21 protein-coding genes are annotated in these 24,624 nt (G+C 58.2%); 10 read left to right on the top strand and 11 right to left on the bottom strand.

Annotated features, from left to right (window positions below):
• Window positions 1-9: 9 nt before the first annotated feature.
• Window positions 10-852 (top strand): ABC transporter permease, encoded by an 843-nt coding sequence (locus tag NWP14_RS23260; protein WP_095104995.1) that lies wholly within the window; start codon window positions 10-12, stop codon window positions 850-852.
• Window positions 853-905: 53 nt separating this feature from the next.
• On the opposite strand, the gene NWP14_RS23255 is transcribed toward NWP14_RS23260, so the two are convergent.
• Window positions 906-1,187: a YjcB family protein gene (locus NWP14_RS23255; protein ID WP_095104949.1), complete on the bottom strand. Its 282-nt coding sequence runs from the start codon at window positions 1,185-1,187 to the stop codon at window positions 906-908.
• A 543-nt stretch (window positions 1,188-1,730) separates the two neighbouring features.
• Between NWP14_RS23255 and NWP14_RS23250 the strand changes: the two genes are divergently transcribed.
• Window positions 1,731-3,335 (top strand): EAL domain-containing protein, encoded by a 1,605-nt coding sequence (locus NWP14_RS23250; RefSeq protein WP_346430575.1) that lies wholly within the window; start codon window positions 1,731-1,733, stop codon window positions 3,333-3,335.
• Here NWP14_RS23250 and soxS read toward each other — a convergent pair.
• Complete coding sequence (gene soxS, locus NWP14_RS23245) at window positions 3,320-3,649, bottom strand: superoxide response transcriptional regulator SoxS (protein ID WP_095104953.1); 330 nt, start codon at window positions 3,647-3,649, stop codon at window positions 3,320-3,322. The two genes, NWP14_RS23250 and soxS, sit on opposite strands and share 16 nt — an antisense overlap.
• An 84-nt stretch (window positions 3,650-3,733) precedes the next feature.
• Here soxS and soxR point away from each other — a divergent pair, with 84 nt between their 5' ends.
• From soxR to NWP14_RS23225, 4 genes are all read left to right on the top strand, one after another.
• The gene (gene soxR / locus NWP14_RS23240) at window positions 3,734-4,192 is read left to right on the top strand and encodes a redox-sensitive transcriptional activator SoxR (RefSeq protein WP_095104955.1); all 459 of its coding nucleotides are present in this window, start codon (window positions 3,734-3,736) and stop codon (window positions 4,190-4,192) included.
• A 258-nt stretch (window positions 4,193-4,450) separates the two neighbouring features.
• On the top strand, window positions 4,451-5,119 hold the full coding sequence (locus NWP14_RS23235; RefSeq protein ID WP_375216082.1) for a glutathione S-transferase family protein: 669 nt from the start codon (window positions 4,451-4,453) through the stop codon (window positions 5,117-5,119).
• Between the two features lie 393 nt (window positions 5,120-5,512).
• Window positions 5,513-6,862, top strand: coding sequence for an NCS2 family permease (locus NWP14_RS23230; RefSeq protein ID WP_095104963.1), 1,350 nt, complete (start codon window positions 5,513-5,515; stop codon window positions 6,860-6,862).
• A gap of 148 nt (window positions 6,863-7,010) precedes the next feature.
• The gene (locus tag NWP14_RS23225) at window positions 7,011-8,657 is read left to right on the top strand and encodes a Na+/H+ antiporter (RefSeq protein ID WP_095104965.1); all 1,647 of its coding nucleotides are present in this window, start codon (window positions 7,011-7,013) and stop codon (window positions 8,655-8,657) included.
• Between the two features lie 85 nt (window positions 8,658-8,742).
• Here the strand turns inward: NWP14_RS23225 and NWP14_RS23220 are convergent, their stop codons facing one another.
• Window positions 8,743-9,627, bottom strand: a complete 885-nt coding sequence (locus tag NWP14_RS23220; RefSeq protein ID WP_331833777.1) for a LysR family transcriptional regulator — start codon at window positions 9,625-9,627, stop codon at window positions 8,743-8,745.
• 103 nt (window positions 9,628-9,730) lie between these two features.
• Between NWP14_RS23220 and NWP14_RS23215 the strand changes: the two genes are divergently transcribed.
• Both NWP14_RS23215 and NWP14_RS23210 read left to right on the top strand, forming a co-directional pair.
• Window positions 9,731-10,141 carry a CidA/LrgA family protein gene (locus NWP14_RS23215; RefSeq protein ID WP_095104969.1) on the top strand — a complete coding sequence of 137 codons (411 nt, stop codon included), beginning with the start codon at window positions 9,731-9,733 and terminating at the stop codon, window positions 10,139-10,141.
• Entirely contained in the window at window positions 10,134-10,823 is a 690-nt protein-coding gene (locus tag NWP14_RS23210; protein ID WP_095104971.1) for an LrgB family protein, read from the top strand. Before NWP14_RS23215 ends, NWP14_RS23210 begins: the two co-directional genes overlap by 8 nt.
• A 33-nt stretch (window positions 10,824-10,856) precedes the next feature.
• On the opposite strand, the gene actP is transcribed toward NWP14_RS23210, so the two are convergent.
• From actP to acs, 3 genes are all read right to left on the bottom strand, one after another.
• A complete protein-coding gene (gene actP / locus NWP14_RS23205; RefSeq protein ID WP_095104973.1) occupies window positions 10,857-12,506 on the bottom strand; it encodes a cation/acetate symporter ActP in 1,650 nt (549 codons plus the stop codon).
• Complete coding sequence (locus NWP14_RS23200; RefSeq protein WP_045853423.1) at window positions 12,503-12,817, bottom strand: DUF485 domain-containing protein; 315 nt, start codon at window positions 12,815-12,817, stop codon at window positions 12,503-12,505. The genes actP and NWP14_RS23200 overlap by 4 nt, the downstream gene beginning before the upstream one ends.
• 190 nt (window positions 12,818-13,007) lie before the next feature.
• On the bottom strand, window positions 13,008-14,963 hold the full coding sequence (gene acs / locus NWP14_RS23195) for an acetate--CoA ligase (protein WP_331833774.1): 1,956 nt from the start codon (window positions 14,961-14,963) through the stop codon (window positions 13,008-13,010).
• 414 nt (window positions 14,964-15,377) lie between these two features.
• Here acs and gltP point away from each other — a divergent pair, with 414 nt between their 5' ends.
• Complete coding sequence (gltP, locus tag NWP14_RS23190; RefSeq protein ID WP_095104979.1) at window positions 15,378-16,688, top strand: glutamate/aspartate:proton symporter GltP; 1,311 nt, start codon at window positions 15,378-15,380, stop codon at window positions 16,686-16,688.
• Window positions 16,689-16,885: 197 nt separating this feature from the next.
• Here gltP and NWP14_RS23185 read toward each other — a convergent pair whose 3' ends face one another.
• Together NWP14_RS23185 and fdhF are read right to left on the bottom strand one after the other, a co-directional pair.
• Window positions 16,886-17,569: a tetratricopeptide repeat protein gene (locus NWP14_RS23185; protein ID WP_095104981.1), complete on the bottom strand. Its 684-nt coding sequence runs from the start codon at window positions 17,567-17,569 to the stop codon at window positions 16,886-16,888.
• Window positions 17,570-17,758: 189 nt separating this feature from the next.
• On the bottom strand, window positions 17,759-19,906 hold the full coding sequence (fdhF, locus tag NWP14_RS23180; protein WP_375216081.1) for a formate dehydrogenase subunit alpha: 2,148 nt from the start codon (window positions 19,904-19,906) through the stop codon (window positions 17,759-17,761).
• 272 nt (window positions 19,907-20,178) lie between these two features.
• Between fdhF and NWP14_RS23175 the strand changes: the two genes are divergently transcribed.
• Entirely contained in the window at window positions 20,179-20,910 is a 732-nt protein-coding gene (locus tag NWP14_RS23175; protein ID WP_331833659.1) for a response regulator transcription factor, read from the top strand.
• 54 nt (window positions 20,911-20,964) lie between these two features.
• On the opposite strand, the gene NWP14_RS23170 is transcribed toward NWP14_RS23175, so the two are convergent.
• From NWP14_RS23170 to NWP14_RS23160, 3 genes are read right to left on the bottom strand one after another with little or no spacing between them, the layout of a single operon-like run.
• Window positions 20,965-21,906, bottom strand: coding sequence for an ABC transporter substrate-binding protein (locus NWP14_RS23170; RefSeq protein WP_095104546.1), 942 nt, complete (start codon window positions 21,904-21,906; stop codon window positions 20,965-20,967).
• 36 nt (window positions 21,907-21,942) lie between these two features.
• A complete protein-coding gene (locus tag NWP14_RS23165; protein ID WP_041143647.1) occupies window positions 21,943-22,944 on the bottom strand; it encodes a ribose ABC transporter permease in 1,002 nt (333 codons plus the stop codon).
• Complete coding sequence (locus NWP14_RS23160) at window positions 22,941-24,461, bottom strand: sugar ABC transporter ATP-binding protein (protein WP_375216080.1); 1,521 nt, start codon at window positions 24,459-24,461, stop codon at window positions 22,941-22,943. The genes NWP14_RS23165 and NWP14_RS23160 overlap by 4 nt, the downstream gene beginning before the upstream one ends.
• Window positions 24,462-24,624 lie beyond the last annotated feature (163 nt).

The raw sequence follows: 24,624 nt of genomic DNA, 5'->3' as shown, positions 1-24,624 counted from the left end.
GAGGTTAGGATGACACCACCTGCGACGCTGCTGGCGAAAGGGCGGAGAAAGCTGAGCGCCAGCCTGCCGCTGCAGACGCTGCTGCTGGTTCTGATGCTGCTGGCGATGTTTGGCCCGCTGCTGAATCTACTTATCTGGACGGTGGCCGAAAGCTGGTTCTTTCCCCATAGCCTACCCAGCCAGTGGGGGCTGAAATACTGGTATCAGGTGTTCAGCCCCTATAGCGACGTCTCGGGCTCTTTGCTGACCAGCGTGCTGATTGCCGTGCTGTCGGTGCTGGTGTGCCTGCTGATTTCGATCCCCGCAGGCTATGCGTTATCAAGACGGGGAATGCCGCTGCGGGTATGCTTTATGCTGCTGTTTCTTATCCCGCAGGCGTTCCCTAACCTGACGGTGTATATGAATATTGCCCGGCTTTTCTATCAGTGGGGGCTAAACGGCACCGTGGCCGGCGTGGTGCTGGTGCACAGCGTGCACGGGCTGATGTATTCGGTATGGATCTGCGTGGCGGCATTCTCAGCTGTCGATCCGCTACTGGCAAGAGCGTCACGTAATCTGGGGGCCGGAGCGATTTATACGTTTTGGCATATTGTTTTGCCCCAGGCATCGCCGGGGATTATTGCCGCCAGCATCTTTGTCTTTCTGGAGTCGCTGGATGAGTTCACCGGCACCTTTTTTGTCGGCGCGCCGGATATCACCACGCTGCCGCTGCTGCTATACAACGCCAGCATGTCGGGGAACTATCAGGTTTCGTCTATTACTGCGCTGATTTTGTTACTTCCGTCGCTGCTGTTTATGCTGGTTATTCATAAATTTATGCGCCCGGAAATGCTGGCAAAAATGGGGAAATAGCGCGCAGGCCGCCCGCCAGTAAAAACGCTTCCCGATGGGAAGCGTTTTTACTATCAGGTCATCATCATTGGCCACTCTGGCGGCGTCTGGCTCATCACTTCAACCATGACGTCTTTAATGTTGCCCCAGATTTTGGCTACATCCAGCAGCGTGATGCCGAGCAGACCGGTGGCAAACCAGCAGGCCGCGGCCAGCCCCAGGCAGCTACAGATGACCGCTAATCCGGCATAATCGCTTTTACGCAGCTGAATATTCATCGAGCTGGCTAAAAACATCAGCACCGCGCTCAGCAGCGGCCAGCGTAGGAGTATGACACTGGTAGTAATGGAAGCCATTAACCTGATCCTCAAAGAAAGTCGGGGGCCTTTGACAACCTGACGAGACTGACGATGACGTGGCGCTCTGGCTATCGACGGGCAAACAAACGTATAATGAAACAATGTTTCCGTTTCATTAGGATGTGTGAACTATATCACATTTGTTCTTTTATTCACCAGCCAAAAATTGCGTTTTTTATGTGCTTATAAACCATTTTAATATTGTGGTTAATGGCTCGTTGAGCCATAGCCATGCCCGCCATGACGGTAAAGCTGACGCTTTAATACGATGGATTCTTTTTGCCAGACTTATATCTGCGGGTTTTATTACCTGTTCGCGGTAATCATACGGATAAACCGAATCAGAAAGCGGCACCGCTCTCATTATTTCGAGAATGTTTCTCGGTTGTTCTATAAGTAAGTATTATTCATCATTATCAGGTGTGTGGTTTTTACGCCAAATAGCCGATTGCTAAATGACTGAGTGTTGTATAAGAGTAGGCATCTGCCATTGTGGACTGTTACCGTGACTAAGGCGTATCGCATGGATATAAAGCGGAAATGAGTCGTAGCGCGCCGCATAAGGCGTTGAGAATATTCGGTATTACCTTGGTCATCCTGTTGCCAGTAGTCCTGGCATCGTGGCTTGCCCAACACCGGGCAAAGGTGGAAACCGACGACCAGCTCCGCTCGTTTTCTCAACTGGCGCTGCAGAAAACCGAAATGGTTATTCATGAGGTCGAACAGGCGCGTAAAAAGGCCATGCAATATCAGGGGATAATATGTTCGCCGCAGCATCAGCGATATATGCTGGATATTGTTCGCAGCCTGCTTTATGTCGATGATTTAGTCTATGCAAAAGGCGCTGATTTCTTTTGCTCAACCGCCTTTCATCCCGACACGGCGTGGCATGTCGAGCCGGCTAATTATATAAAAAAGCCGGATATCGCGATCTATTACTATCGCGATACCCCGTTCTATCCCGGTTTTGCCATGACCTATATGCAGCGCGGTCACTATGTCGCGGTTATTAATCCACTTTCCTATAGTACGCTAATATCCAGCGACAGAGATTTAGCCTACGGTCTGTTCGATACCAAAACGAATCAGTTTTTCTCCGTCAGCAAAAATACGGATGCCGCGACCTTACGTCCGCTGATCCGCCCCGAAGATACCTTTTTTCAGCGGGATCGCCGGGTCTACACCGTTGCCCATTCGACCAACCGCCCTATTGCGGTGATCATGTCCACCTCGCGCGTTGGCTATTATCAAAATTTATATGACCAGATAATGCTTACCCTTCCGCTGGGCCTTATTTGTAGCGCGCTGATTTTACTGGTGTGGCTGCGAACCCGGCGGCAGTATCACTCTCCGCGCTGCATGCTGCAGCGCGCGCTAAGCCGTCGCCAGCTGTGCCTGCACTATCAGCCGATCGTCGATATTAAAACGAACCGCTGCGTAGGGGCCGAAGCGCTGCTGCGCTGGCCCGGATGCGATGGCCCGGTGATGAGCCCGGCGGAGTTTATTCCGCTGGCGGAAAACGAAGGGCTGATTACGCAGGTTACGGACTATGTCGTGGATGAGGTGTTTGCCGATATGGGCGAATTTCTCGCCAGCCATCCTCAGCTGTACGTCGCGATTAACCTCTCGGCCACGGATTTCCACTCCGCGCGGCTTATTAGCCAAATTAGTGAAAAGGCGCAAAGCCACGCGGTATGCATCAACCAGATTAAAATCGAAGTAACCGAGCGCGGGTTTATTGACGTGCAGAAAACGACGCCGGTGATTCAGGCCTTTCGCGAGGCGGGATATGAAGTCGCCATCGATGATTTCGGCACCGGCTACTCCAACCTGCATAACCTCTCTTCGCTCAACGTGGACATTCTCAAGATCGATAAATCCTTTATCGATACGCTGACGACCCACGGCACCAGCCACATGATCGCCGAGCATATTATTGAGATGGCGCGCAGCCTGCATCTGAAAACCGTGGCCGAGGGCGTCGAAACGCTGGATCAGGTTAAGTGGCTACAGAAGCGCGGCGTCCGCTACTGCCAGGGCTGGCATTTCGCGAAGGCGATGCCGGTGCAGGAGTTTAAGCAGTGGCTGGTCAAGGCGCCAGCGCTGCTTAACTCCTGCGCGCGAAGCTGTCAGGCGGAAATCTGATGGCGATAGTCGCTAGGCGTGCGGTCATACTCCCGGCGAAACACTCGTGAAAACGTCTGCTGCGAGACGTAGCCCAGATCCATCGCGATATCAAAGATAGGGCGCTGGGTCGTTCTGAGGGCTTCAGCGGCCAGCAGGAGCCGGCGTTGACGAATGTAATCACCCAGCGTCTGATGCGTAACGGCGCGGAACATCCGCTGGAGATACCATTTCGAGTACCCCGATTTTCTGGCGACTACATCAATGTTAAGTGGTTGATCGATATGTTCATCAATCCATTCAATAAGCGTTTGGATAATATCCTGATGGGACATAAAGCGGCCTCTCTCAATTCTCGATTCGTCGTTTTGTCTGCGGGCGAGTATAATTCCTCAAGTTAACTTGAGGTAAAGTGCTTTATGGAAAAGAAATCACCCCGAATTAAAATGCTGTTGACCCCGGGAGAAGTGGCGAAACGTACCGGCGTTGCCGTCTCGGCGCTCCATTTCTATGAAAGCAAAGGGCTTATTCACAGCCAGCGTAATCCAGGCAATCAGCGGCGCTATCGTCGCGACGTGCTGCGCGCCGTGGCGATTATCAAGATTGCGCAGCGCATCGGCATTCCGCTGGCCACTATCGGCGACGCGTTTGGCGTACTGCCCGAAGGCCACAACTTAAGTGCCAAAGAGTGGAAGCAGCTGTCGTCGGTGTGGCGGGACGAGCTGGACCGGCGTATTCATACGCTGACCGCGCTGCGCGATCAGCTGGATGGCTGCATTGGCTGCGGCTGCCTGTCGCGACGGGACTGCCCGCTGCGTAACCCGGGGGACATGCTGGGTGAAGAGGGTACCGGTGCGCGGCTGCTGGAGGATGATTAAAAAACTAAAGCACCACAACAGGGCGCTTTAGTTGTTTTCCGGTCTTTGTCTTTCGCTCTATCCCGCTGGTGCACAGGAGGGTTTCCCCCGACGTCGGCTCACCTCAGTTTTGCGCAACAAGTTGATGGAGGTTCCGGATTGCGCCGACACCTTAATTGTGGCACATCCCCTTAAATCTACCCGTTTATTTTGGCGAATTTTTTCCGTCATTCGCCGCCAGTTCCTATAGTTAATTTGAACAAACGACGGGAGAAATCCATGCTGACGGTACATCACCTTAATCAATCGCGATCGCAGCGCGTGCTCTGGGCGCTGGAAGAGCTGCAGCTGCCCTATCAGCTTGTCTGCTATCCGCGGCAGAAAAATATGCTGGCGCCGCCGGAGTTAAAAAATATTCACCCGCTGGGCAAATCCCCGGTCGTGGAGGACAACGGCTACGTGCTGGCGGAGTCCGGGGCGATACTCGAATATCTGCAGGAAACCTACGATAGCACGCAGCAGCTGCGCCCGCAGGCGATGGCGGACAGGCTGCAGTATCGTTTTTGGCTGCACTATGCCGAAGGCTCGCTGATGCCTCTGATGCTGATGAAGCTGGTCTTTTCCCGTCTCGGCAAGGCCCCGGTGCCGTTTGGCATGCGCACGCTGGGCGGCGCGCTGGGGAAGGGGATGCAGAAGGCCAGGCTTGACCGGCAGATTGCCACCCACGCCAGCTTTATCGAAGATCACCTCTCCCGATGGCCGTGGTTCGCGGGCGAAAACCTGAGCATGGCCGATATTCAGATGAGCTTTCCGCTGCTGGCGCTGCAGTCACGTGGCGGAATTGACGGCCTTGCGCACATCGCCCGCTGGACGCAGCGTATCGAACAGCGTCCGGCCTGGCAGCGCGCCATTGAGCGCGGCGGCCCCTTCACGCTACCGGGCGCCTGAGGCATCACCTTTTACGATGGCCGGTGCGAATTGCTATCAGCGCAAAGCCAAAATGTTAGCAGATTGCGCATGGACGATAACGTTTGCGCATCGGCTGGTTATTTCCTGAACGTCATAAGCGAAATTTAGCGAAATACGACAAACTTCAGTTGAAAAGGGCCATCTAAAGGCTGGATAATCGTTTGCCTTATTATTTTGCTCGCTATTTATCCTGCTAACAGGGGGTGAGTAAAGTAATTTTGACCACCGTATTGTATGCGCGGAGTTAAACGTTTGCTTTTTTTGCAGCCCCCCTGGCGCTGCGATATAGCACAAGGAGATCGCGTTGAACTGGCAGTGGATGGTCCACCACGCATACCGACGAATGATAAAAATTCTCAGGGGAAGTTTTCTATGTCTACGCCTTCAGCGCGTACCGGCGGTTCATTAGACGCCTGGTTTAAAATTTCGGCTCGCGGCAGCTCCGTGCGTCAGGAAATTCTTGCAGGTTTAACCACTTTTCTGGCGATGGTGTACTCGGTAATTGTGGTACCGGGCATGCTCGGTAAAGCCGGGTTCCCACCGGCGGCGGTGTTTGTCTCCACCTGTCTGGTAGCGGGCGTCGGCTCTCTCGTTATGGGGCTGTGGGCCAACCTGCCGCTGGCAATCGGTTGTGCTATCTCGCTGACCGCATTTACCGCCTTCAGCCTGGTGCTGGGGCAGCAGATCAGTATCCCGGTTGCGCTGGGCGCCGTGTTCCTGATGGGCGTGCTGTTTACCATTATCTCCGCGACCGGTATTCGTAGCTGGATCTTACGCAACCTGCCGCAGGGCGTTGCGCACGGCACCGGTATCGGTATTGGCCTGTTCCTGCTGCTGATCGCCGCCAACGGCGTGGGCCTGGTGATTAAGAACCCGCTGGACGGCCTGCCGGTCGCGCTGGGTAATTTCGACAGCTTCCCGGTGATTATGTCGCTGTTGGGGCTGGCGGTGATTATCGGCCTCGAAAAGCTGAAGGTGCCTGGCGGTATCCTGCTGACCATTATCGGCGTGTCGATCGTGGGCCTGATTTTCGACCCTAACGTCCACTTCTCCGGTATTTTTGCTATGCCGTCGCTGAGCGACGACAAAGGCAATTCGCTGATCGGCAGCCTTGATATCATCGGCGCGCTGAATCCGATAGTTCTGCCGAGCGTGCTGGCGCTGGTGATGACGGCGGTATTTGATGCCACCGGCACCATTCGCGCGGTAGCGGGGCAGGCGAACCTGCTGGACAAAGACGGGCAGATCATCAACGGCGGTAAAGCGCTGACCACCGACTCCCTGAGCAGCGTCTTCTCCGGCCTGGTCGGCGCGGCGCCGGCGGCGGTGTATATCGAATCGGCCGCAGGTACCGCCGCCGGCGGTAAAACCGGCCTGACCGCGGTGACGGTCGGCGTGCTGTTCCTGCTGATCCTGTTCCTTTCTCCGCTCTCCTATCTGGTTCCTGCATACGCCACCGCTCCGGCGCTGATGTATGTCGGTCTGCTGATGTTGAGCAACGTGGCGAAAATTGATTTTAACGATTTTGTCGATGCGATGGCGGGCCTGATTACGGCGGTCTTTATCGTGCTGACCTGCAACATCGTTACCGGCATTATGATTGGCTTCGCGTCGCTGGTGATTGGACGCCTGGTTTCCGGGGAGTGGCGCAAGCTGAACCTCGGCACCGTGATCATCGCTGCGGCGCTGGTTATCTTCTACGCCGGCGGTTGGGCAATTTAAGCTATTTTTGCTGACAACGGGCGGCTCAGGCCGCCCGTTTAATTTTTAAGCCACATCCTGTTTCCTTTTGCGTTAATCTGAGTAGCGTATCATTTCGAGACATGACGCCTCAGATGTAAAAAAAGAAAACGCAGCAAACAGGGAACACATGGAAATATTCTTTACCATACTCATCATGACCCTCGTGGTCTCTCTCTCCGGGGTGGTTACACGCGTACTGCCCTTTCAGGTTCCACTACCTTTAATCCAAATCGCCATCGGCGCTCTGTTGGCCTGGCCTACCTTCGGCCTGCACGTCGAATTCGACCCCGAACTCTTCCTGGTCCTCTTTATTCCGCCGCTGCTTTTTGCCGATGGCTGGAAGACGCCGACCCGCGAGTTCATTGAGCACGGGCGAGAGATTTTTGGCCTCGCGCTGGCGCTGGTGCTGGTAACGGTGGTGGGGATCGGCTACCTCATCTACTGGATAGTCCCAGGCATTCCGCTGATCCCGGCCTTTGCGCTGGCGGCGGTTCTGTCGCCAACCGATGCGGTAGCGCTGTCCGGGATCGTCGGTGAAGGGCGCATCCCGAAAAAAATTATGGGGATACTGCAGGGCGAAGCGTTGATGAACGACGCCTCCGGCCTGGTCTCGCTGAAGTTTGCCGTCGCGGTGGCGATGGGTACGATGGTCTTTACCGTCGGAGGGGCGACGGTCGAGTTCTTCAAGGTAGCGATAGGCGGCATCCTCGCCGGTTTTGTCGTCAGCTGGCTGTACGGGCGCTCGATGCGCTTCCTCAGCCGCTGGGGCGGCGATGAGCCGGCAACGCAGATTGTGCTGCTGTTCCTGCTGCCGTTTGCTTCCTACCTGATCGCTGAACACATCGGTTTTTCCGGGATTCTGGCCGCGGTCGCGGCGGGGATGACCATCACCCGTTCCGGGGTGATGCGCACCGCGCCGCTGGCGATGCGCCTGCGTGCGAACAGCACCTGGGCGATGCTGGAGTTCGTGTTTAACGGCATGGTGTTCCTGCTTTTAGGCCTGCAGCTGCCGGATATTCTGTCGAGCTCGCTGGTGGCGGCGGAAGCGGACCCCAACGTTGAAACCTGGATGCTGTTTACCGACATTATCCTGATTTACGCCGCGCTGATGCTGGTCCGTTTTGGCTGGCTGTGGACGATGCGCAAGCTAAGCCAGCGCTTCCTGAAGAAGAAACCGATGGAGTTTGGCTCCTGGACAAACCGCGAGCTGCTGATCTCCTCGGTGGCCGGGGTGCGCGGGGCGATTACCCTCGCCGGCGTACTGTCGATACCGCTGCTGCTGCCGGACGGCGACGTTTTCCCGGCACGCTATGAGCTGGTGTTCCTTGCCGCCGGGGTCATTCTGTTCTCGCTGTTTGTCGGCGTGATTGCGCTACCGATCCTGCTGCGCCACATTGAGTCGACCGACCATGTCCAGCAGCGTAAAGAGGAGCGCCTGGCGCGCGCGGCAACGGCGGACGTGGCGATCGTGGCGATTCAAAAGATGGAGGAGCGGCTGGCGGCGGATACCAAAGAGAATATCGATAACCAGCTGCTGACGGAGGTCAGTTCACGCGTGATCGGTAACCTGCGCCGGCGGGTCGACGGCCGTAACGACGTGGAAACCTCAATCCTCGAAGAGCAGCTTGAGCGCCGGTTCCGCCTGGCGGCGCTGCGTTCAGAGCGCGGCGAGCTGTACCATCTGCGCGCGACCCGCCAGATCAGCAACGAGACGCTGCAGAAGCTGCTGCACGACCTTGACCTGCTGGAAGCGCTGTTAATCGAAGATCAATAATCGCCGCCGCGCCCCGTCGGGGCCGTGCGGTTGGCTGATCTGTAGTTGGTAGCCCGGACCGGCGCAACGCGCCGCCTCCGGGCGTTTACTCATTCAGCCAGAAGCTTTTACTGCACGCCAGCCACGCCTGCGCGCTATGCGACAGGTAAACGCCCTCCCGCCAAATCATTCCCAGCTCCCAGCGCAGCTCGCTCTGCAGCGGTATCGTGTAAAAATGCCGGGTATCGAGGCGCTCACAAATCGGCTGCGGCAGGATCGCCACGCCAATTCCCGCCTGAACCATAGCGGCGAGGAAGTCCCACTGCCCGCTGCGCACCGCGATACGGGGTTTCACCTCGTAGTCGGTAAACAGCTGCATCAGCTGCTGGCTGAGGGCGAAATCTTCGTTATAAATCACCAGCGGATGGGCGGCGAGCTCCTGCGGCGACAGCGAGCTAACGCCCTCCCATGGCGCCGTTCGCGGTGCCAGCACGCACAGCGGATGGTTGAAAAGCGGCAGCGTCGCCAGGCCGCTCTCCTCATCGACCGGCAGCGCCGTCATCGCCAGGTCCAGCTCGCCGTTGCTGACCGCCTGCTGCACGGTCAGCCCGCCAAACTCGGCAATTTTCAGCTCCACGCCCGGATAGCGCTGACGAAACAGGCCGATAGGCTCGGCCATCAGCATCCCGACCATCGGCGGGATCCCCAGCCGCAGAATGCCCTTATGCAGATGGTTAATATCGCTAAGCTCAGATTCCAGCTGGCGAAATTCGCCCAGAATCGCCTGCCCGCGCTCGAAAACCACCCGGCCGGTATCGGTCAGCAGGAGCCTGCGGCCGTCGCGAATAAGCAGCGTACAGTTGAGCTCATCTTCGAGGTTTTTTAGCATCTTGCTGATGGTGGGCTGCGTGACGAACAGTTTCTCTGCCGCGCGAGTGAAGCTCTGCTGGCGGACGACTTCGACAAAATAACGCAGCGTGCGGATATCCATAATTATTCCCTGAGACTATACCTGTGATGATTTTAATTCATTTCTGTCCAACCTGGCGGCTCACTATACTGCTCGCCTGGCTTCTTTTTCAGGAATATCGCTCATGGCCTTCGCGCCAGCTCGCGTTACCCCCTTCGTTGTGCAACGCCTTCAGGTACCGGTTCAGGTACTGGTTTATGCCGGACTGTTTGTCTGCGCTCAATATCTGGTTAACTGGCTGCACCTGCCGCTCCCGGCAAATTTAGTCGGCATGCTGATGCTGCTGGCATTAATCGTCTGTCGGGTGATCCCGCTGAACTGGGTGCGTGCCGGCGCCCGCTGGCTGCTGGCAGAAATGCTGCTGTTCTTCGTGCCGGCGGTGGTGGCGGTGGTCAACTACACCCAGCTGCTGATGGTGGACGGCTGGCGCATTCTGCTGGTGATTGCGCTGAGCACGACGCTGGTGCTGGGGGCGACGGCGTGGGTGGTGGATAAAGTTTATCGCTACGAAATCAGCAGGATGAAGCATGAGTGATCTCCTGTTGAGCATCCTGTGCCTGATCGTGACGCTGGCGCTCTATTTTGCCAATAAACGCCTCTATCGCCGCTTCCACAGGCTGCCGCTGATGCCGCTGGTCTTTACCCCGATACTGCTGGTGCTGATTCTGGTCTTTGGCCATATTTCGTATCAAAGCTATATGGGGGAGGCCCACTGGCTGCTGTGGCTGCTGGGGCCGGCGACGATCGCTTTCGCCGTGCCGGTGTATGACAACCTGGCTATTATTAAACGCCACTGGATGTCGCTGAGCGCCGGGGTGCTGACGGCCTCAATCGTGGCGGTCTGCAGCTCGGTCTGGCTGGCGCGCCTGTTCACCCTTTCCGATGAGATTCAGCGCAGCCTGGCGGTGCGTTCGGTCACCACGCCTTTTGCGCTGGCCGCGGCCCGGCCCCTCGGCGGTCAGCCGGATCTGGTCGCGCTGTTTGTGGTGGTAACCGGGGTATTTGGCATGGCGATCGGCGATGTGCTGTTTTTGCGCCTGTCGATTCGTGCAGGGATGGCGAAAGGGGCGGGATTCGGCGCCGCTTCGCACGGCGCCGGAACCGCGCGCTCCTATGAGCTCGGGCCGCAGGAGGGCGTTGTCGCCAGCCTGGTGATGATGCTTTCGGGAGTGGTGATGGTGCTGGCGGCGCCGCTGGTGCGCCTGCTGATGTTTTGATGAGCCCCGGCCGTCTGGCCGGGGTTAAGAGGCTTAATGCGCCTGGCCGCGTTCGATACCGATACCGGTCTGTGAACGGATAAACTGGGCGCGGAACAGCTCGCGTTCGCGCAGCCCTTCCGCCGAGGTATCGGTAGCAGAGAAGAACCAGATGCCGATAAAGGCGATGGCAATCGAGAACAGCGCCGGGTACTCGTACGGGAAGATCGCCTTCTCATGGCCGAGGATCTGGACCCAAATGGTCGGGCCGAGGATCATCAGGATGACGGCGGTCAGCAGGCCCAGCCAGCCGCCAATCATCGCTCCGCGCGTGGTCAGCTTCGACCAGTACATCGACAGCAGAATGATGGGGAAGTTACAGCTGGCGGCAATCGAGAACGCCAGTCCGACCATGAAGGCAATGTTCTGATTTTCGAACAGAATCCCCAGCAGAATGGCAACCACGCCGAGGATCAGCACGGTAATTTTCGATACCCGCAGCTCATCGCGCTCGCTGGCGCCCTTACGGAAGACGTTGGCGTACAGGTCGTGGGAGACCGCCGACGCGCCGGCCAGGGTTAAGCCCGCGACCACCGCAAGGATGGTGGCGAAGGCCACTGCCGAAATAAAGCCGAGGAACAGATTGCCGCCCACCGCGTCGGCGAGGTGCACCGCCGCCATGTTGTTGCCGCCGATAAGCGCGCCCGCCGCGTCTTTAAACGCCGGATTCGCGCCCACCAGCATGATGGCGCCGAAGCCGATAATAAAGGTCAGGATATAGAAGTAGCCCATAAAACCGGTGGCGTAGAATACGCTTTTACGCGCTTCGCGCGCATCGCTCACGGTGAAGAAACGCATCAGAATATGCGGCAGACCGGCGGTACCAAACATCAGCCCCAGCCCAAGCGACAGCGCCGATATCGGGTCTTTCACCAGTCCGCCAGGGCTCATAATTGCCGCCCCTTTAGGATGGACCGCCATCGCTTCGCTGAACAGGTTATTGAAGCTGAAGCCGACGTGCTTCATGACCATAAAGGCCATAAAGCTGGCGCCGCACAGCAGCAGAACCGCCTTAATGATCTGTACCCAGGTGGTCGCCAGCATGCCGCCAAACAGCACGTACAGCACCATCAGCACGCCGACCAGCACCACCGCAACGTGGTAGTTAAGGCCGAACAGCAGCTGGATAAGCTTGCCCGCGCCGACCATCTGCGCAATCAGATACAGCGCCACCACCACCAGCGAACCGCAGGCGGAGAGGGTGCGGATTGGCCCCTGCTTCAGGCGATAGGAGGCGACGTCGGCAAAGGTATAGCGTCCGAGGTTGCGCAGGCGTTCGGCAATCAGGAACAGAATGATCGGCCAGCCGACCAGGAAGCCGAGGGAGTAAATCAGCCCGTCGTAGCCGGAGGTATAAACCAGCGCGGAGATCCCGAGGAAGGAGGCGGCGGACATAAAGTCGCCGGCAATCGCCAGCCCGTTCTGGAAGCCGGTGATGTTCCCCCCGGCGGTATAGTAATCGCTGCGCGAGCGTACCCGTTTTGACGCCCACCAGGTGATATAGAGCGTCAGGGCGACGAAGATCAGGAACATGATAATCGCCTGCCAGTTTGTCGGCTGGCGCTGCACCGCGCCGGCGATCGTATCGGCCGCGTTTGCGGCAGCCGGGAGCGTGGCGGCAAGCGCCGTCAGAACTTTCTTCATGATGCCTGCACCTCTTTGAGAACGCTTTTCGTCAGACGATCGAATTCGCCGTTGGCCCGCCAGACGTAAACCCCGGTGAGCAGGAAGGAGATAACGATGACGCCAATGCCGATGGGGATGCCGCGGGTGACGCTGGTTCCCGCGTGCAGCGGCGTACCCAGCCAGCCGGGGGCAAAGGCGATAAGCAAAATGAAGCCGACGTAGATAACCAGCATGATCAGTGACAAAATGGCGGCAAACCTTTGCCGGGTTGCAACTAACTCCCTGAAATGCGCACTATTTTCTATCCGCTGACAAATTTGATCATTCATCATAGCGTCTCCAGAGGTATTCCTTTCGTCATCCACGCGCGAGACGTCGGCAGCACTTGTCCGCCCGACAGCTAACCGTCGGGAATCCACCTGCTTACCGCTTTCCTGCTGCCTGGAATCCTTAGGAAGGTTTTATGTTGATCTCCTCTCCCCGGTAGGGGAGAGGGTGTAGGGATTCAGTACGTACTGGCTATGGCATTGCGATGGACTGCTTCTCTTCGAGCAGTTTTTCCACCACGCCAGGATCGGCGAGCGTTGAGGTATCGCCGAGGTTGCTGGTGTCGCCGGCGGCAATCTTGCGCAGGATGCGGCGCATGATTTTACCGGAGCGGGTTTTCGGTAACGAATCGGTCCAGTGCAGCACGTCCGGGGTTGCCAGCGGGCCGATCTCTTTACGCACCCAGTTGCGCACTTCCGCGTACAGCTCCGGCGTAGGCTCTTCGCCGTGATTCAGCGTCACGTAGGCGTAAATTGCCTGACCTTTGATGTTATGCGGAATGCCGACCACCGCCGCTTCGGCGATTTTCGGGTGTGAAACCAGCGCCGATTCAATTTCGGCGGTGCCCAGGCGGTGGCCGGAAACGTTCAGCACGTCATCCACGCGGCCGGTTATCCAGTAGTAGCCATCCTCGTCGCGGCGCGCGCCGTCGCCGCTGAAGTACATATTTTTAAAGGTGGAGAAGTAGGTTTGCTCGAAGCGCTCGTGGTCGCCGAACAGGGTACGCGCCTGGCCAGGCCAGGAGTCGGCGATGGCGAGGTTGCCCTCGGTGGCTCCTTCCAGCGGCGTGCCTTCGTTATCGACGATCACCGGCTGAACGCCGAAGAACGGACGGGTGGCGGAGCCGGCCTTCAGCTCAATAGCGCCCGGCAGCGGGGTGATCATAAAGCCGCCGGTTTCGGTCTGCCACCAGGTGTCCATCACCGGGCATTTCTCGTTGCCGATTTTTTTCCAGTACCACTCCCAGGCTTCCGGGTTGATCGGCTCGCCGACGGAGCCCAGAATGCGCAGGGACGAGCGGTCGGTGCCTTCAACGGCCTTATCACCCTCGGCCATCAGTGCGCGGATCGCCGTCGGTGCGGTATAAAGGATGCTGACCTGGTGTTTATCCACCACCTGGCACATGCGCGCCGGAGTCGGCCAGTTTGGTACCCCTTCAAACATCAGCGTCGTCGCGCCGCAGGCCAGCGGGCCGTACAGCAGGTAGCTGTGGCCGGTCACCCAGCCCACGTCGGCGGTGCACCAGTAGATATCGCCAGGGTGATAGTCGAATACGTATTTGAAGGTCGTCGCCGCATACACCAGGTAGCCCCCGGTGGTGTGCAGCACGCCTTTCGGCTTGCCGGTTGAGCCTGAGGTATAGAGGATAAACAGCGGGTCTTCCGCGTTCATCTCTTCCGGCTGATGCTGGTCGCTGGCGTTTTCCAGCAGATCGCTCCACCACAGGTCGCGACCCTCGTGCCATTCCGTTTTGCCCCCGGTACGCTTGAGGACGACCACGTTTTCAATGCTGGTAACGTTAGGATTTTTCAGCGCGTCATCGACGTTTTTCTTCAGCGGAATAGCGCGACCGGCGCGCAGCCCTTCGTCGGCGGTGATCACCAGCCGCGAGCTGGAGTCGATGATGCGCCCGGCCACCGCTTCCGGCGAGAAGCCGCCGAAAATAACCGAGTGGATGGCGCCAATGCGCGCGCAGGCCAGCATAGCGACCGCCGCTTCGGGCACCATCGGCATATAGATAGCGACCACGTCGCCTTTTTTAATCCCGAGGCCGAGCAGGGCGTTGGCAAAGCGGCACACGTCGCGATGCAGCTCGCGATAGGTAATTTTCTTGCTCTGGCTTGCGTCGTCGCCTTCCCAGATGATGGCCGTCTGCTCGCCGCGCTCCGCAAGGTGGCGATCGAGACAGTTAGCCGCCAGGTTCAGCGTTCCATCTTCATACCATTTGATAGAAACGTTGCCCGGGGCAAATGAGGTGTTCTTCACGCGCGTATAGGGCCGCATCCAGTCGAGGATTTTTCCCTGCTCACCCCAGTACGCGTCGGGATCGGTCACAGACTGTTGATACTGCGCCTTGTACTGTTCCGGGTTAATCAGGCAGCTGTCCGCAATATTTGCGGGAATAGAGTGTTTATGTATTTGGCTCATGGCTTTTTTTCTCCTGTAGGTTGTTAAATATATGTCAAATAAACGTTAATAGTAGGGGCTTTGAGCGCTTTGTTTGCTATTTGGGGGGCAGATCACGCATTAATTCAACTGAATGAAAATTAATCAAATGAAACTTTTAAGTGGAATAATTTCGCAAGTGAATTTATAGAAATGGAATCGATTAAAATTTTTTTATAACAGATACTTATGCAATGTAAGTGGGGGGAATTAGCGGCTTTATGCATAAAACCAGAGTAAAGGCCTGTTCTTAAACGCTTGCGCAGCAGGCCGTGCAAATGATACTCATATCGCGCGTTAAAAAACCCCATAGAGCAACGCAACACAATTCATACCCCTTTCAGTGGGTAACATTACCTCCGGTAATGGTGCCTTTCATTGAGGAAGTCTGTAGTGATGAAAAAAACAAAAGTCAGCCTGGCCTGGCAAATTTTGCTGGCCCTGGTGCTGGGCATACTCCTGGGCAGTTATCTGCATTACCACGCCGAAAGTCGTGACTGGTTAATCTCGAACCTCCTGACGCCTGCGGGCGATATCTTTATCCACCTGATCAAAATGATCGTGGTGCCGATTGTGATTTCGACGCTGGTGGTCGGGATTGCGGGCGTTGGCGACGCTAAGCAGCTGGGGCGCATTGGCGCCAAAACGATTATCTATTTTGAAGTGATCACCACGGTGGCAATCGTGCTGGGGATTACCCTGGCCAACGTTTTCCAGCCGGGAACCGGCATTGATATGTCGCAGCTGGCGGCGGTCGATATTTCGAAATACCAAAGTACGACGGCGGAAGTGCAAAGCCACGCGCACGGGCTGATGGGGACGATTTTGTCGCTGGTGCCGACCAATATCGTCGCCTCGATGGCGAAAGGCGATATGCTGCCGATTATCTTCTTCTCGGTGCTGTTCGGTCTGGGCCTCTCCTCGCTGCCGGCAACGCATCGTGAGCCGCTGGTGACCGTTTTCCGCTCCATTTCCGAGACCATGTTCAAAGTGACGCACATGGTGATGCGCTACGCGCCGGTGGGGGTATTTGCGCTGATCTCCGTGACCGTCGCCACCTTTGGCTTCGCCTCCCTGTGGCCGCTGGCCAAGCTGGTGATTCTGGTCTATTTCGCGATTCTGTTCTTTGCGCTGGTGGTGCTGGGACTCGTCGCACGGGTCTGCGGCCTGAGCATCTGGATCCTGATTCGCATCCTGAAAGACGAACTGATCCTCGCATACTCCACCGCCAGCTCCGAAAGCGTGCTGCCGCGTATTATTGAGAAAATGGAAGCCTACGGCGCGCCGGCCTCAATCACCAGCTTCGTGGTGCCGACCGGCTACTCCTTTAACCTCGACGGCTCGACGTTATACCAGAGCATTGCGGCGATCTTTATCGCCCAGCTGTACGGGATTGACCTGTCGCTGTGGCAGGAGATTACCCTGGTGCTGACCCTGATGGTGACCTCGAAAGGGATTGCCGGCGTACCGGGCGTCTCCTTCGTGGTGCTGCTGGCGACGCTGGGCAGCGTAGGCATCCCGCTGGAAGGCCTGGCCTTTATTGCCGGCGTTGACCGTATCCTCGATATGGCGCGTACCGCGCTGAACGTGGTGGGGAATGCCCTGGCGGTGCTGGTTATCGCCAAGTGGGAACACAAATTTGACCGTAAGAAAGCGCTGGCGTACGAACGTGAGGTGCTGGGCAAATTTGATAAGACCGCGCAATAAACGCGTAATGAAATAGCAAACCCGGCGCCATGCGCCGGGTTTTTTTATCGTAGGGCAGGGGATTCCAGTCAACGGTGGTTTGGGCGAAGGCCGTGTTTTAAGTTCCGTTAACATTCCACAGAACTGACGCTACAGCGCTAGCCACAACGCACGCCTTCGCCCAAACCACCGTAAAAAGCCATCCGGGCGCGAAGAGGCTACCCCTTGGTTATCCGCTCAAACTCCTCGCATCCGGTATCAAATCCCTCCTGACAGCTGACGTTTAGCCAGTGCAGGGCCTTCTGCTGATTGGGTTCGATAAAGCCTTTCTCCCCCTGCTGGAACATCATCCCGGCCCAGTACTCGGCGTAGCCGGTGCGGGACAGCGAGGAGCTGCGTTTAAAATAGAGCGTGGCCGCGGCGTCATCTTCCGCAATCTGCACGCCGCTGGCGTAAATCAGCCCGAGCAGCATCTGCGCGTCAACGGCGGAGTCGCTTTCCGGGTCCTGGGCCGCGTCCTGCAGCAGGGTTATGGCGTGCGAATAGTCCGGCTTGCCGGCCTGATGATTAACCAGCACCCGGGCAAGGACGATCTCCCCGGCCTTGCTGCCGGCCTGCACCGACTTTTCCGCCAGCTGCCTGGCCTGCTTGTAATCGGCGTTCTGCGGGTTGCGGATCTTCAGCTGCGCCAGCAGCGCCAGCGCATCGCCATCGCCGCTTTCCGCCGACTTCTGCGCCCAGTATTCGGCCTGCGGATAGTCGCCCGAACTGACGTAGGTATCGGCGAGATAGTACTGCGCGCGCGGGTCGCCCGATTCTGCCTGCTGTTTGTACTGACTGCCTGGTTCTGTGGCGTTTGTGGCGGCAGAGACCAGCGCCAGTAATAAATAGAGGTATTTCATTTTTTATTATCGGTAGAGAACATTGTGAGCAGTATAAAGGGAGGAGCAGGAGAAGAAAATGACAGGCACGAAGCAGGCATGATGAAAGCAGGGCGATAAATTTGTCCTTCCGGTAAGCATCGCGCCGCCGGAAGGACCGATCCGCATCCCGGAAAGGCGCTGCGCGCGCCTCCGGGAAAACGGTCTGACTTAACCCATCGCGCTTTCGCGCAGGCGGGCTTTTAGCCTGCTGTACTCATCGATCACGTACTGCTCGGCGGCCCGCTGGTCGGCAATACGCTCAACGTTAACCGCGCAGTACTTGTACTCCGGCGTTTTGGTTATCGGGCTCAGGTTCTCGGTCACCAGCTCGTTGCAGGCGCCAATCCACCACTGGTAGGTCATATACACCGCCCCTTTATTCGGCCGCTCGCTGACCTGCGCGCGGGTGATGATGCGCCCCTTACGCGAGTTCACCCACACCAGCGCCTCATCCTCGATGCCCAGACGCGCGGCGTCGGCGGTATTGATTTGCGCGTAGCCCGGCTCGTCCGCCAGCGCGGCCAGCGCCGCACAGTTACCGGTCATCGAACGGCACGAGTAGTGGCCGACTTCGCGCACCGTGGAGAGCACCATCGGGTACTCCTCGGTGAGCTTGTCGATCGGCGCGACCCAGTCGCAGGTGTAGAACTGCGCCAGCCCGTTGGGGGTATCGAACCGCTCTTTAAACAGATAAGAGGTCCCCTGGTCGGCGGCGGATTCGTCGCGGCACGGCCACATGATGTAGCCCAGCTCGCCCATCTTCTCGTAGGTGGCGCCGTAAAAATCCGGACACAGATGGCGCAGCTCGTCCCAGATCTCCTGGGTGTTGCGGTAGCGCATCGGGTAGCCCATCCGGGTGGCGATCTCGCTGATAATCTGCCAGTCGGTTTTCAGATCCCACTGCGGCTCCACCGCCTTAAAGAAGCGCTGGAAGCCGCGGTCCGCCGCGGTATAGACGCCTTCATGCTCGCCCCACGAGGTGGAGGGCAGGATGACGTCCGCCGCCGCCGCGGTTTTGGTCATGAAAATATCCTGCACGATAACCAGCTCAAGCTCTGCAAAGGCTTTACGCACCGCCGAGAGCTCGGCATCGGTCTGCAGCGGATCTTCGCCCATAATATAGGCCGCCCGCACTTCGCCGTGGGCCGCCCGGTGCGGCAGCTCGCTGATGCGGTAGCCGGCGTGCGCCGGCAGGCTCTCCACGCCCCAGGCTTTGGCGAACTTCTCCCGGTTTTCCGGGAACTTAACGTACTGATAGCCCGGATAGGTATCCGGCAGGGCGCCCATATCGCAGGCGCCCTGGACGTTGTTCTGCCCGCGCACCGGGTTCACTCCGACGCCCGGCCTGCCGAGGTTGCCGGTCATGATCGCCAGGCTGGTCAGCGAGCGCACGGTTTCCACGCCCTGATAGAACTGGGTGACGCCCATGCCCCACAGGATGGCGGCGGATTTGGCGCCGGCGTACATCCGGGCGCAGGCGCGGATCTCCCGGGCGCTGACGCCGGTTATCTCTTCCACCGACTCCGGCGTATAGCCTTCAACGATTTTACGGTACTCCTCGAAGCCCTCGGTACGGCTGGCGACGAAGGATTTATCGTAGAGATCCTCTTCGATAATGACGTGGCCGATGGCGTTGAGCAGCGCGATGTTGGAGCCGTTTTTCAAGGCAATATGCATATCGGCAATGCGCGCGGTTTCAATTTTGCGCGGATCGCAGACGATAATCTTCGCCCCGTTGCGTTTGGCGTTAATCACGTGATTCGCCACGATGGGGTGTGAGTCGGCCGGATTGTAGCCGAAGATAAAGACGAGATCGGTGTTATCAATCTCGGTGATGGCATTGCTCATAGCGCCGTTACCGACCGACTGGTGCAGACCTGCAACCGAAGGGCCGTGTCAGACGCGAGCGCAGCAGTCGACGTTATTGGTACCAATAACGGCGCGGGCGAATTTTTGCATCACATAGTTGGTTTCATTCCCGGTTCCGCGGGAGGAGCCGGTGGTCTGGATGGCATCCGGGCCGTACTTCTCTTTAATCGCGCTGAGGCGGGTGGCGACGTAGCCGAGGGCCTCGTCCCAGGAGACGGATTCCAGCCTGCCGCCGCGCTGGCGGCGGATCATCGGGGTTTTCAGGCGCGGGGTGAGGATTTGGGTATCATTAATAAAGTCCCAGCCGTAGTAGCCCTTCAGGCACAGGGTTCCCTGGTTGGTTTTCCCCTGGGCCGCCTCAGCCCGGACGATTTTGCCGTTATCGACCACCAGGTTGATTTTGCAACCTGATGCGCAATACGGACAAACCGTGACGACTTTTTTCATCGGTCTTGCTCCCGTTAATCAGTTGACGCATACGCGCTATCACGCCGTCACTATGCATCTTTTATGCCATGTTTTCATTGTGGGTATTTCCTGATGATACGCCGGATTTTTGGGCGAAGTGCTGACGAAAAGCAGGGCGTCGTCAGTTTTGACGTGTCGAAGCGGGCGGAGTTGTGACATGGGTTGAAGAAACGCTATCCGGCAATGGATTTGTCGGAGTTGGTTTGCTGAATTAATCATACAGACATCCTCCCGGCGGGCAGAGGCAAGCTATGAAACCGGTCATTTTGGTTGTTGATGACGACAGCGCAATCTGCGAACTGCTGTGCGACGTGCTCAGCGCGCACGTTTTTGACGTGCTGGTGTGCCAAACCGGCGGCGAAGCGCTGGCGGTGGCGGCGCAGCGGGCGGATATTTCCCTCGTCCTGCTGGACATGATTTTGCCTGATACCAACGGCCTGCTGGTGCTGCAGCAGCTGCAGCGCAGCAGACCCGATCTGCCGGTGGTGATGCTGACCGGTCTCGGGAGCGAAGCCGACGTCGTGGTGGGGCTGGAGATGGGCGCCGACGACTACATCGGCAAGCCGTTTAACTCCCGGGTGGTGGTGGCGCGGGTGAAAGCGGTGCTCAGACGCAGCGGCGCGCTGGCCGCTGAGAGCGGCGCTGGCGGCGGTACGGGGCTGATTTTTAACGGCTGGCGGCTGGATACCGGCCGCTGCGAGCTGTTTAACCCTCAGCAGCAGCCGGTGCCGCTGACCCAGGGTGAATATGGCCTGCTGCTGGCGCTGGCGCAGAACGCCCGGCGGGTGCTGAACCGCGAACAGCTGCTGACGTTGACCCATAGCGAGAGCATCGAGGTGTTTGATCGCACGATTGACGTGCTGATCATGCGCCTGCGGCGCAAAATTGAGCTTAATCCGCATCAGCCGGCGCTGATCAAAACCATGCGCGGCCTGGGCTATGTGTTCGCCGCAGACGTTATCCACGGCGATAAGGCGGCGTAGCCGCGAAGGGGCTAACCCCGGGCGCTTCCCGGGGCATTGCCTGGCCGATTCCGCTTACTTCACGGTCCAGCCTTTATAAGTACCAATGTTGTTTTTATCGATCATCGTCACCGGGATCAGCACCGGAGCCGTTGGCGCCGGTTTGCCCTGCAGGATGTCGTAGCCAATCTCTACCGCCTTCGCCGCCATCACCTGCGGGTCCTGGGCCGGGGTGGCGACAAACAGCGAATTCTTACGCTTCAACGCTTCTTCCCCGTCCGGACTGCCGTCGACGCCGACGATAAAGAACTCACGGCGCTGGGCCTGTTTTGCCGCCAGGTCCGCGCCGATGGCGGTAGGGTCGTTAATCGCAAATACGCCGTCGATTTTCGGATTGGCGGCCAGCAGCGAGGTCATAATTTCCAGGCCGCCTTCGCGGCTGCCCTTGGCGTTCTGGTTATACGACAGCACTTTGATATCCGGGTGGCGCTTGAACTCTGTCTGGCAGCCTTCGACGCGGTTCTGCACCGCAGAAACCGGCGGCCCGTTGATAATCACCACGTTGCCTTTCCCTTTCAGGCGGTCGGTGATGTATTTACAGGCCATTTCGCCCGCCTGGGTGTTGTCGGAGGTAATCGTGGCGTCCGCGCCTTCGGCGGCCACGTCCACCGCCACCACCACGATGCCGGCGTCTTTCGCCCGTTTCACCGCCGGGCCGATGCCCTTGGAGTCGGCGGCGTTAAGGATAATCATGTCGACCTTCGCGGCGATAAAGTTATCGATCTGCGCGACCTGCTGACCGAGATCGTAGCCGCTGGAAACCAGCGTCACTTTGACGCCATCCCCGGCCAGCTTGCGGGCTTCCAGCTCGGCGCCTTTGGTGATCTGGACGAAGAACGGGTTGGCCAGATCGCCGACCGTCACGCCGATGGATTTGAGTTCTTTAGCCTGGGTGAACGGCGCTGCGGCCAGCAGCGTGCCGGCACAGAGCGCGATCGCTAACGGTTTCAAACGCATATTGTCTTCCTCACTCGTAGGGTATTGGTATTGTTGTTATGCACTTTGATGGTGTCGGGTACGGTATTTGTCGATCAGTACCGCAATGATGATCACCGCCCCTTTGATCACCAGTTGCCAGAAATAGGAGACGCCCATCAGCGTCATGCCGTTATTGAGGGTGGCGATAATCAGCGCCCCCACCAGGGTACCGGTGATGGTGCCGATACCGCCGACGAAGCTGGTGCCGCCGAGGATCACCGCGGCGATGGCGTCCAGCTCATAGCCCACGCCGAGGTTGCCGTTGGCGCTGTACAGCCGCGAGGCGCTCATCACCCCGCCCAGCCCGGAGAGCAGTCCGCTCATGCCGTAGACGAACAGCAGCACCAGCCACACCTTGATGCCGGTGAGCCTTGCGGCCTGCATATTGCCGCCCACCGCGTAGATATGCACGCCGAGCGTGGTGCGGCGCAGAATGAACCAGCACACCGCAATCACCGCCAGGGCGATCACCACCAGCCACGGCACCGGCCCGAGATAATCGTTGCCGATCCATTCAAAGCTGATATCGGAGTTGATCACCGTGGTGCCGTCGGCCAGCAGATAGGCGGCCCCGCGCAGCGCCGTATAGGTGCCTAGCGTAACGATAAACGGCGGCAGCCCGGCGAAGGCGACCAGCGCGCCGTTAAACAGGCCCAGCAGCAGGCCGAGCATCAGCGCCGCCGGAATGGAGAGCAGGGAGAGCTCCGGCATCAGGGAGACCACCATCGCCGCCACCGCGGTGGTGCCGAGAATAGAGCCGACCGACAGGTCGATCCCGCCGGTCAAAATAATAAAGGTCATGCCCGCCGCGAGCACGATGTTGATGGACGCCTGGCGGGTAATGTTCAGCAGGTTGCTTTCGGTAAAGAAGTTCGGGGCAATAAAGCCAAATACCGCGACGATCAGGATTAAAATCGGCAGGATGCCGACCGTTTGCATCAAATCGCCCATCAGCATTTTTTTCGCCGATGCTGATTTTGCCACCGGCCGGGCGGCGGTCTCTTTTTGCGTTGTCATGGTTGTTCCGCCTTAAGGTGAGAGTCGTTAACGCCGGTGGCCAGCGTCATGATGCTTTCCTGGCCGATCTCGTCGGCCTGCAGTTCGCCGACGATAGCGCCTTCGCGCATCACGTATACCCGGTCGCTCATACCGACCACTTCCGGTAATTCGCTGGAGATCATTAAAATGGCCACGCCCTGACGCGCCATCTGGTTCATGATGCGGTAAATTTCGCTTTTGGCGCCGACGTCGACGCCGCGCGTGGGCTCATCGAGGATCAGGAGCCGCGGGCCGATAGCCACCCAGCGGGAGATCAGCAGCTTTTGCTGGTTGCCGCCGGAAAGGCCGCCCGCCCGCACCTGCGAATGCGGGACGCGAATATTGAGCAAAGAGATGGCGTCATCGGAGATGGTCTGCGCCTTTTTACGGTTGAGCATGCCCCAGCTGGCGTCGCGCTCCAGCGTCGCCATAGTGATGTTTTCCTGCGCCGCCAGTTCGAGGAACAGCCCCTGTTCCTTGCGGTTCTCGGTAAGAAAACCGATGCCGAGATCGATAGCCTCGCGCGGCGAGTGGATCACCACCGGTTCGCCGTCGATTTCAATCATGCCGCCGCTCGCCTTGCGCACGCCGAAAATCAGCTGCGCCAGCTCGGAGCGGCCCGCGCCGACCAGCCCGGCGAGGCCGACGATTTCTCCGGCGTGCACCACCAGGCTGCTCGGCTTCACCTTGCTGCCATCGGTCAAATCCTGTACCCGCAGGCGCGGCTGGCCGAGCGGGATATCGCGTTCTTTGTTGAACAGGTCGCTGAGCGGACGGCCCACCATCATGCGCACCAGTTCGGAGGCGTTGAGCCTGTCGCGGGTCAGGCTGCCGACGTACTGACCGTCGCGCAGGACGCTGACGCGATCGGACAGCTCATAGACCTCCGCCATGCGGTGGCTGATATAGATAATCGCCATGCCCTCATCGCGCAGGCGCAGAATCAGCTCAAACAGGCGCTGGGTTTCACGCGAAGAGAGGGCGGCGGTAGGCTCATCCATCACCAGAATTCGGCTGTTGCGGTGCAGGGCGCGGGCGATCTCCACCTGCTGCTGTTCGGCAATGGTCAGCTTCATCACCCGATCGCTGGCCTTAAACTGGGCGCCAAGACGATCAATCACCGCCTGGGCCTGGCTTTGCATCTCTTTGCGCTGCACCATTCCGCCGCGCGCCAGCTCGCTGCCGAGAAAAATATTTTCGGCGACGGTGAGGTTGGGCGCCAGCTGCATCTCCTGATAAATCAGCGTGATGCCCGCCGCAAGCGCGTCTTTTGGCCCTTTGATGGTGTGCGGTTTCCCGTCGATCAGGATCTCACCGCTGGTCGCGGTATAGGCGCCGGCGAGGATCTTCATTAGCGTGCTTTTCCCGGCGCCGTTTTCGCCCATCAGGGCGTGGATCTCGCCGGGCCAGACCGTCAAATAGACGCCTTTCAGCGCATAAAATTTGCCAAAGGCTTTGGCAATATTGCGCATGGATAGTACCGGCGTTGCTGGCATAAGGGGTCTCCTGCGAGAGCGGTCGATAGCGGCAGTGCACCACAGGCTGATAAATGCAAAATGTCAGAAGCCGTTCATATTTGTCATATTGATGAATAGTTAATCTTGATCACAATTACGCAACGTTACTCTCCCCGTCGCTGCCGCCAGCCGCCAGGATAAA

Origin of the sequence: Klebsiella sp. C349492 (assembly GCF_042055345.1) — a bacterium.
Lineage (GTDB): Bacteria > Pseudomonadota > Gammaproteobacteria > Enterobacterales > Enterobacteriaceae > Klebsiella > Klebsiella scottii.
Note: the sequence above shows the minus strand (reverse complement) of the source record. Positions and strands in the feature narration are given on the sequence as shown.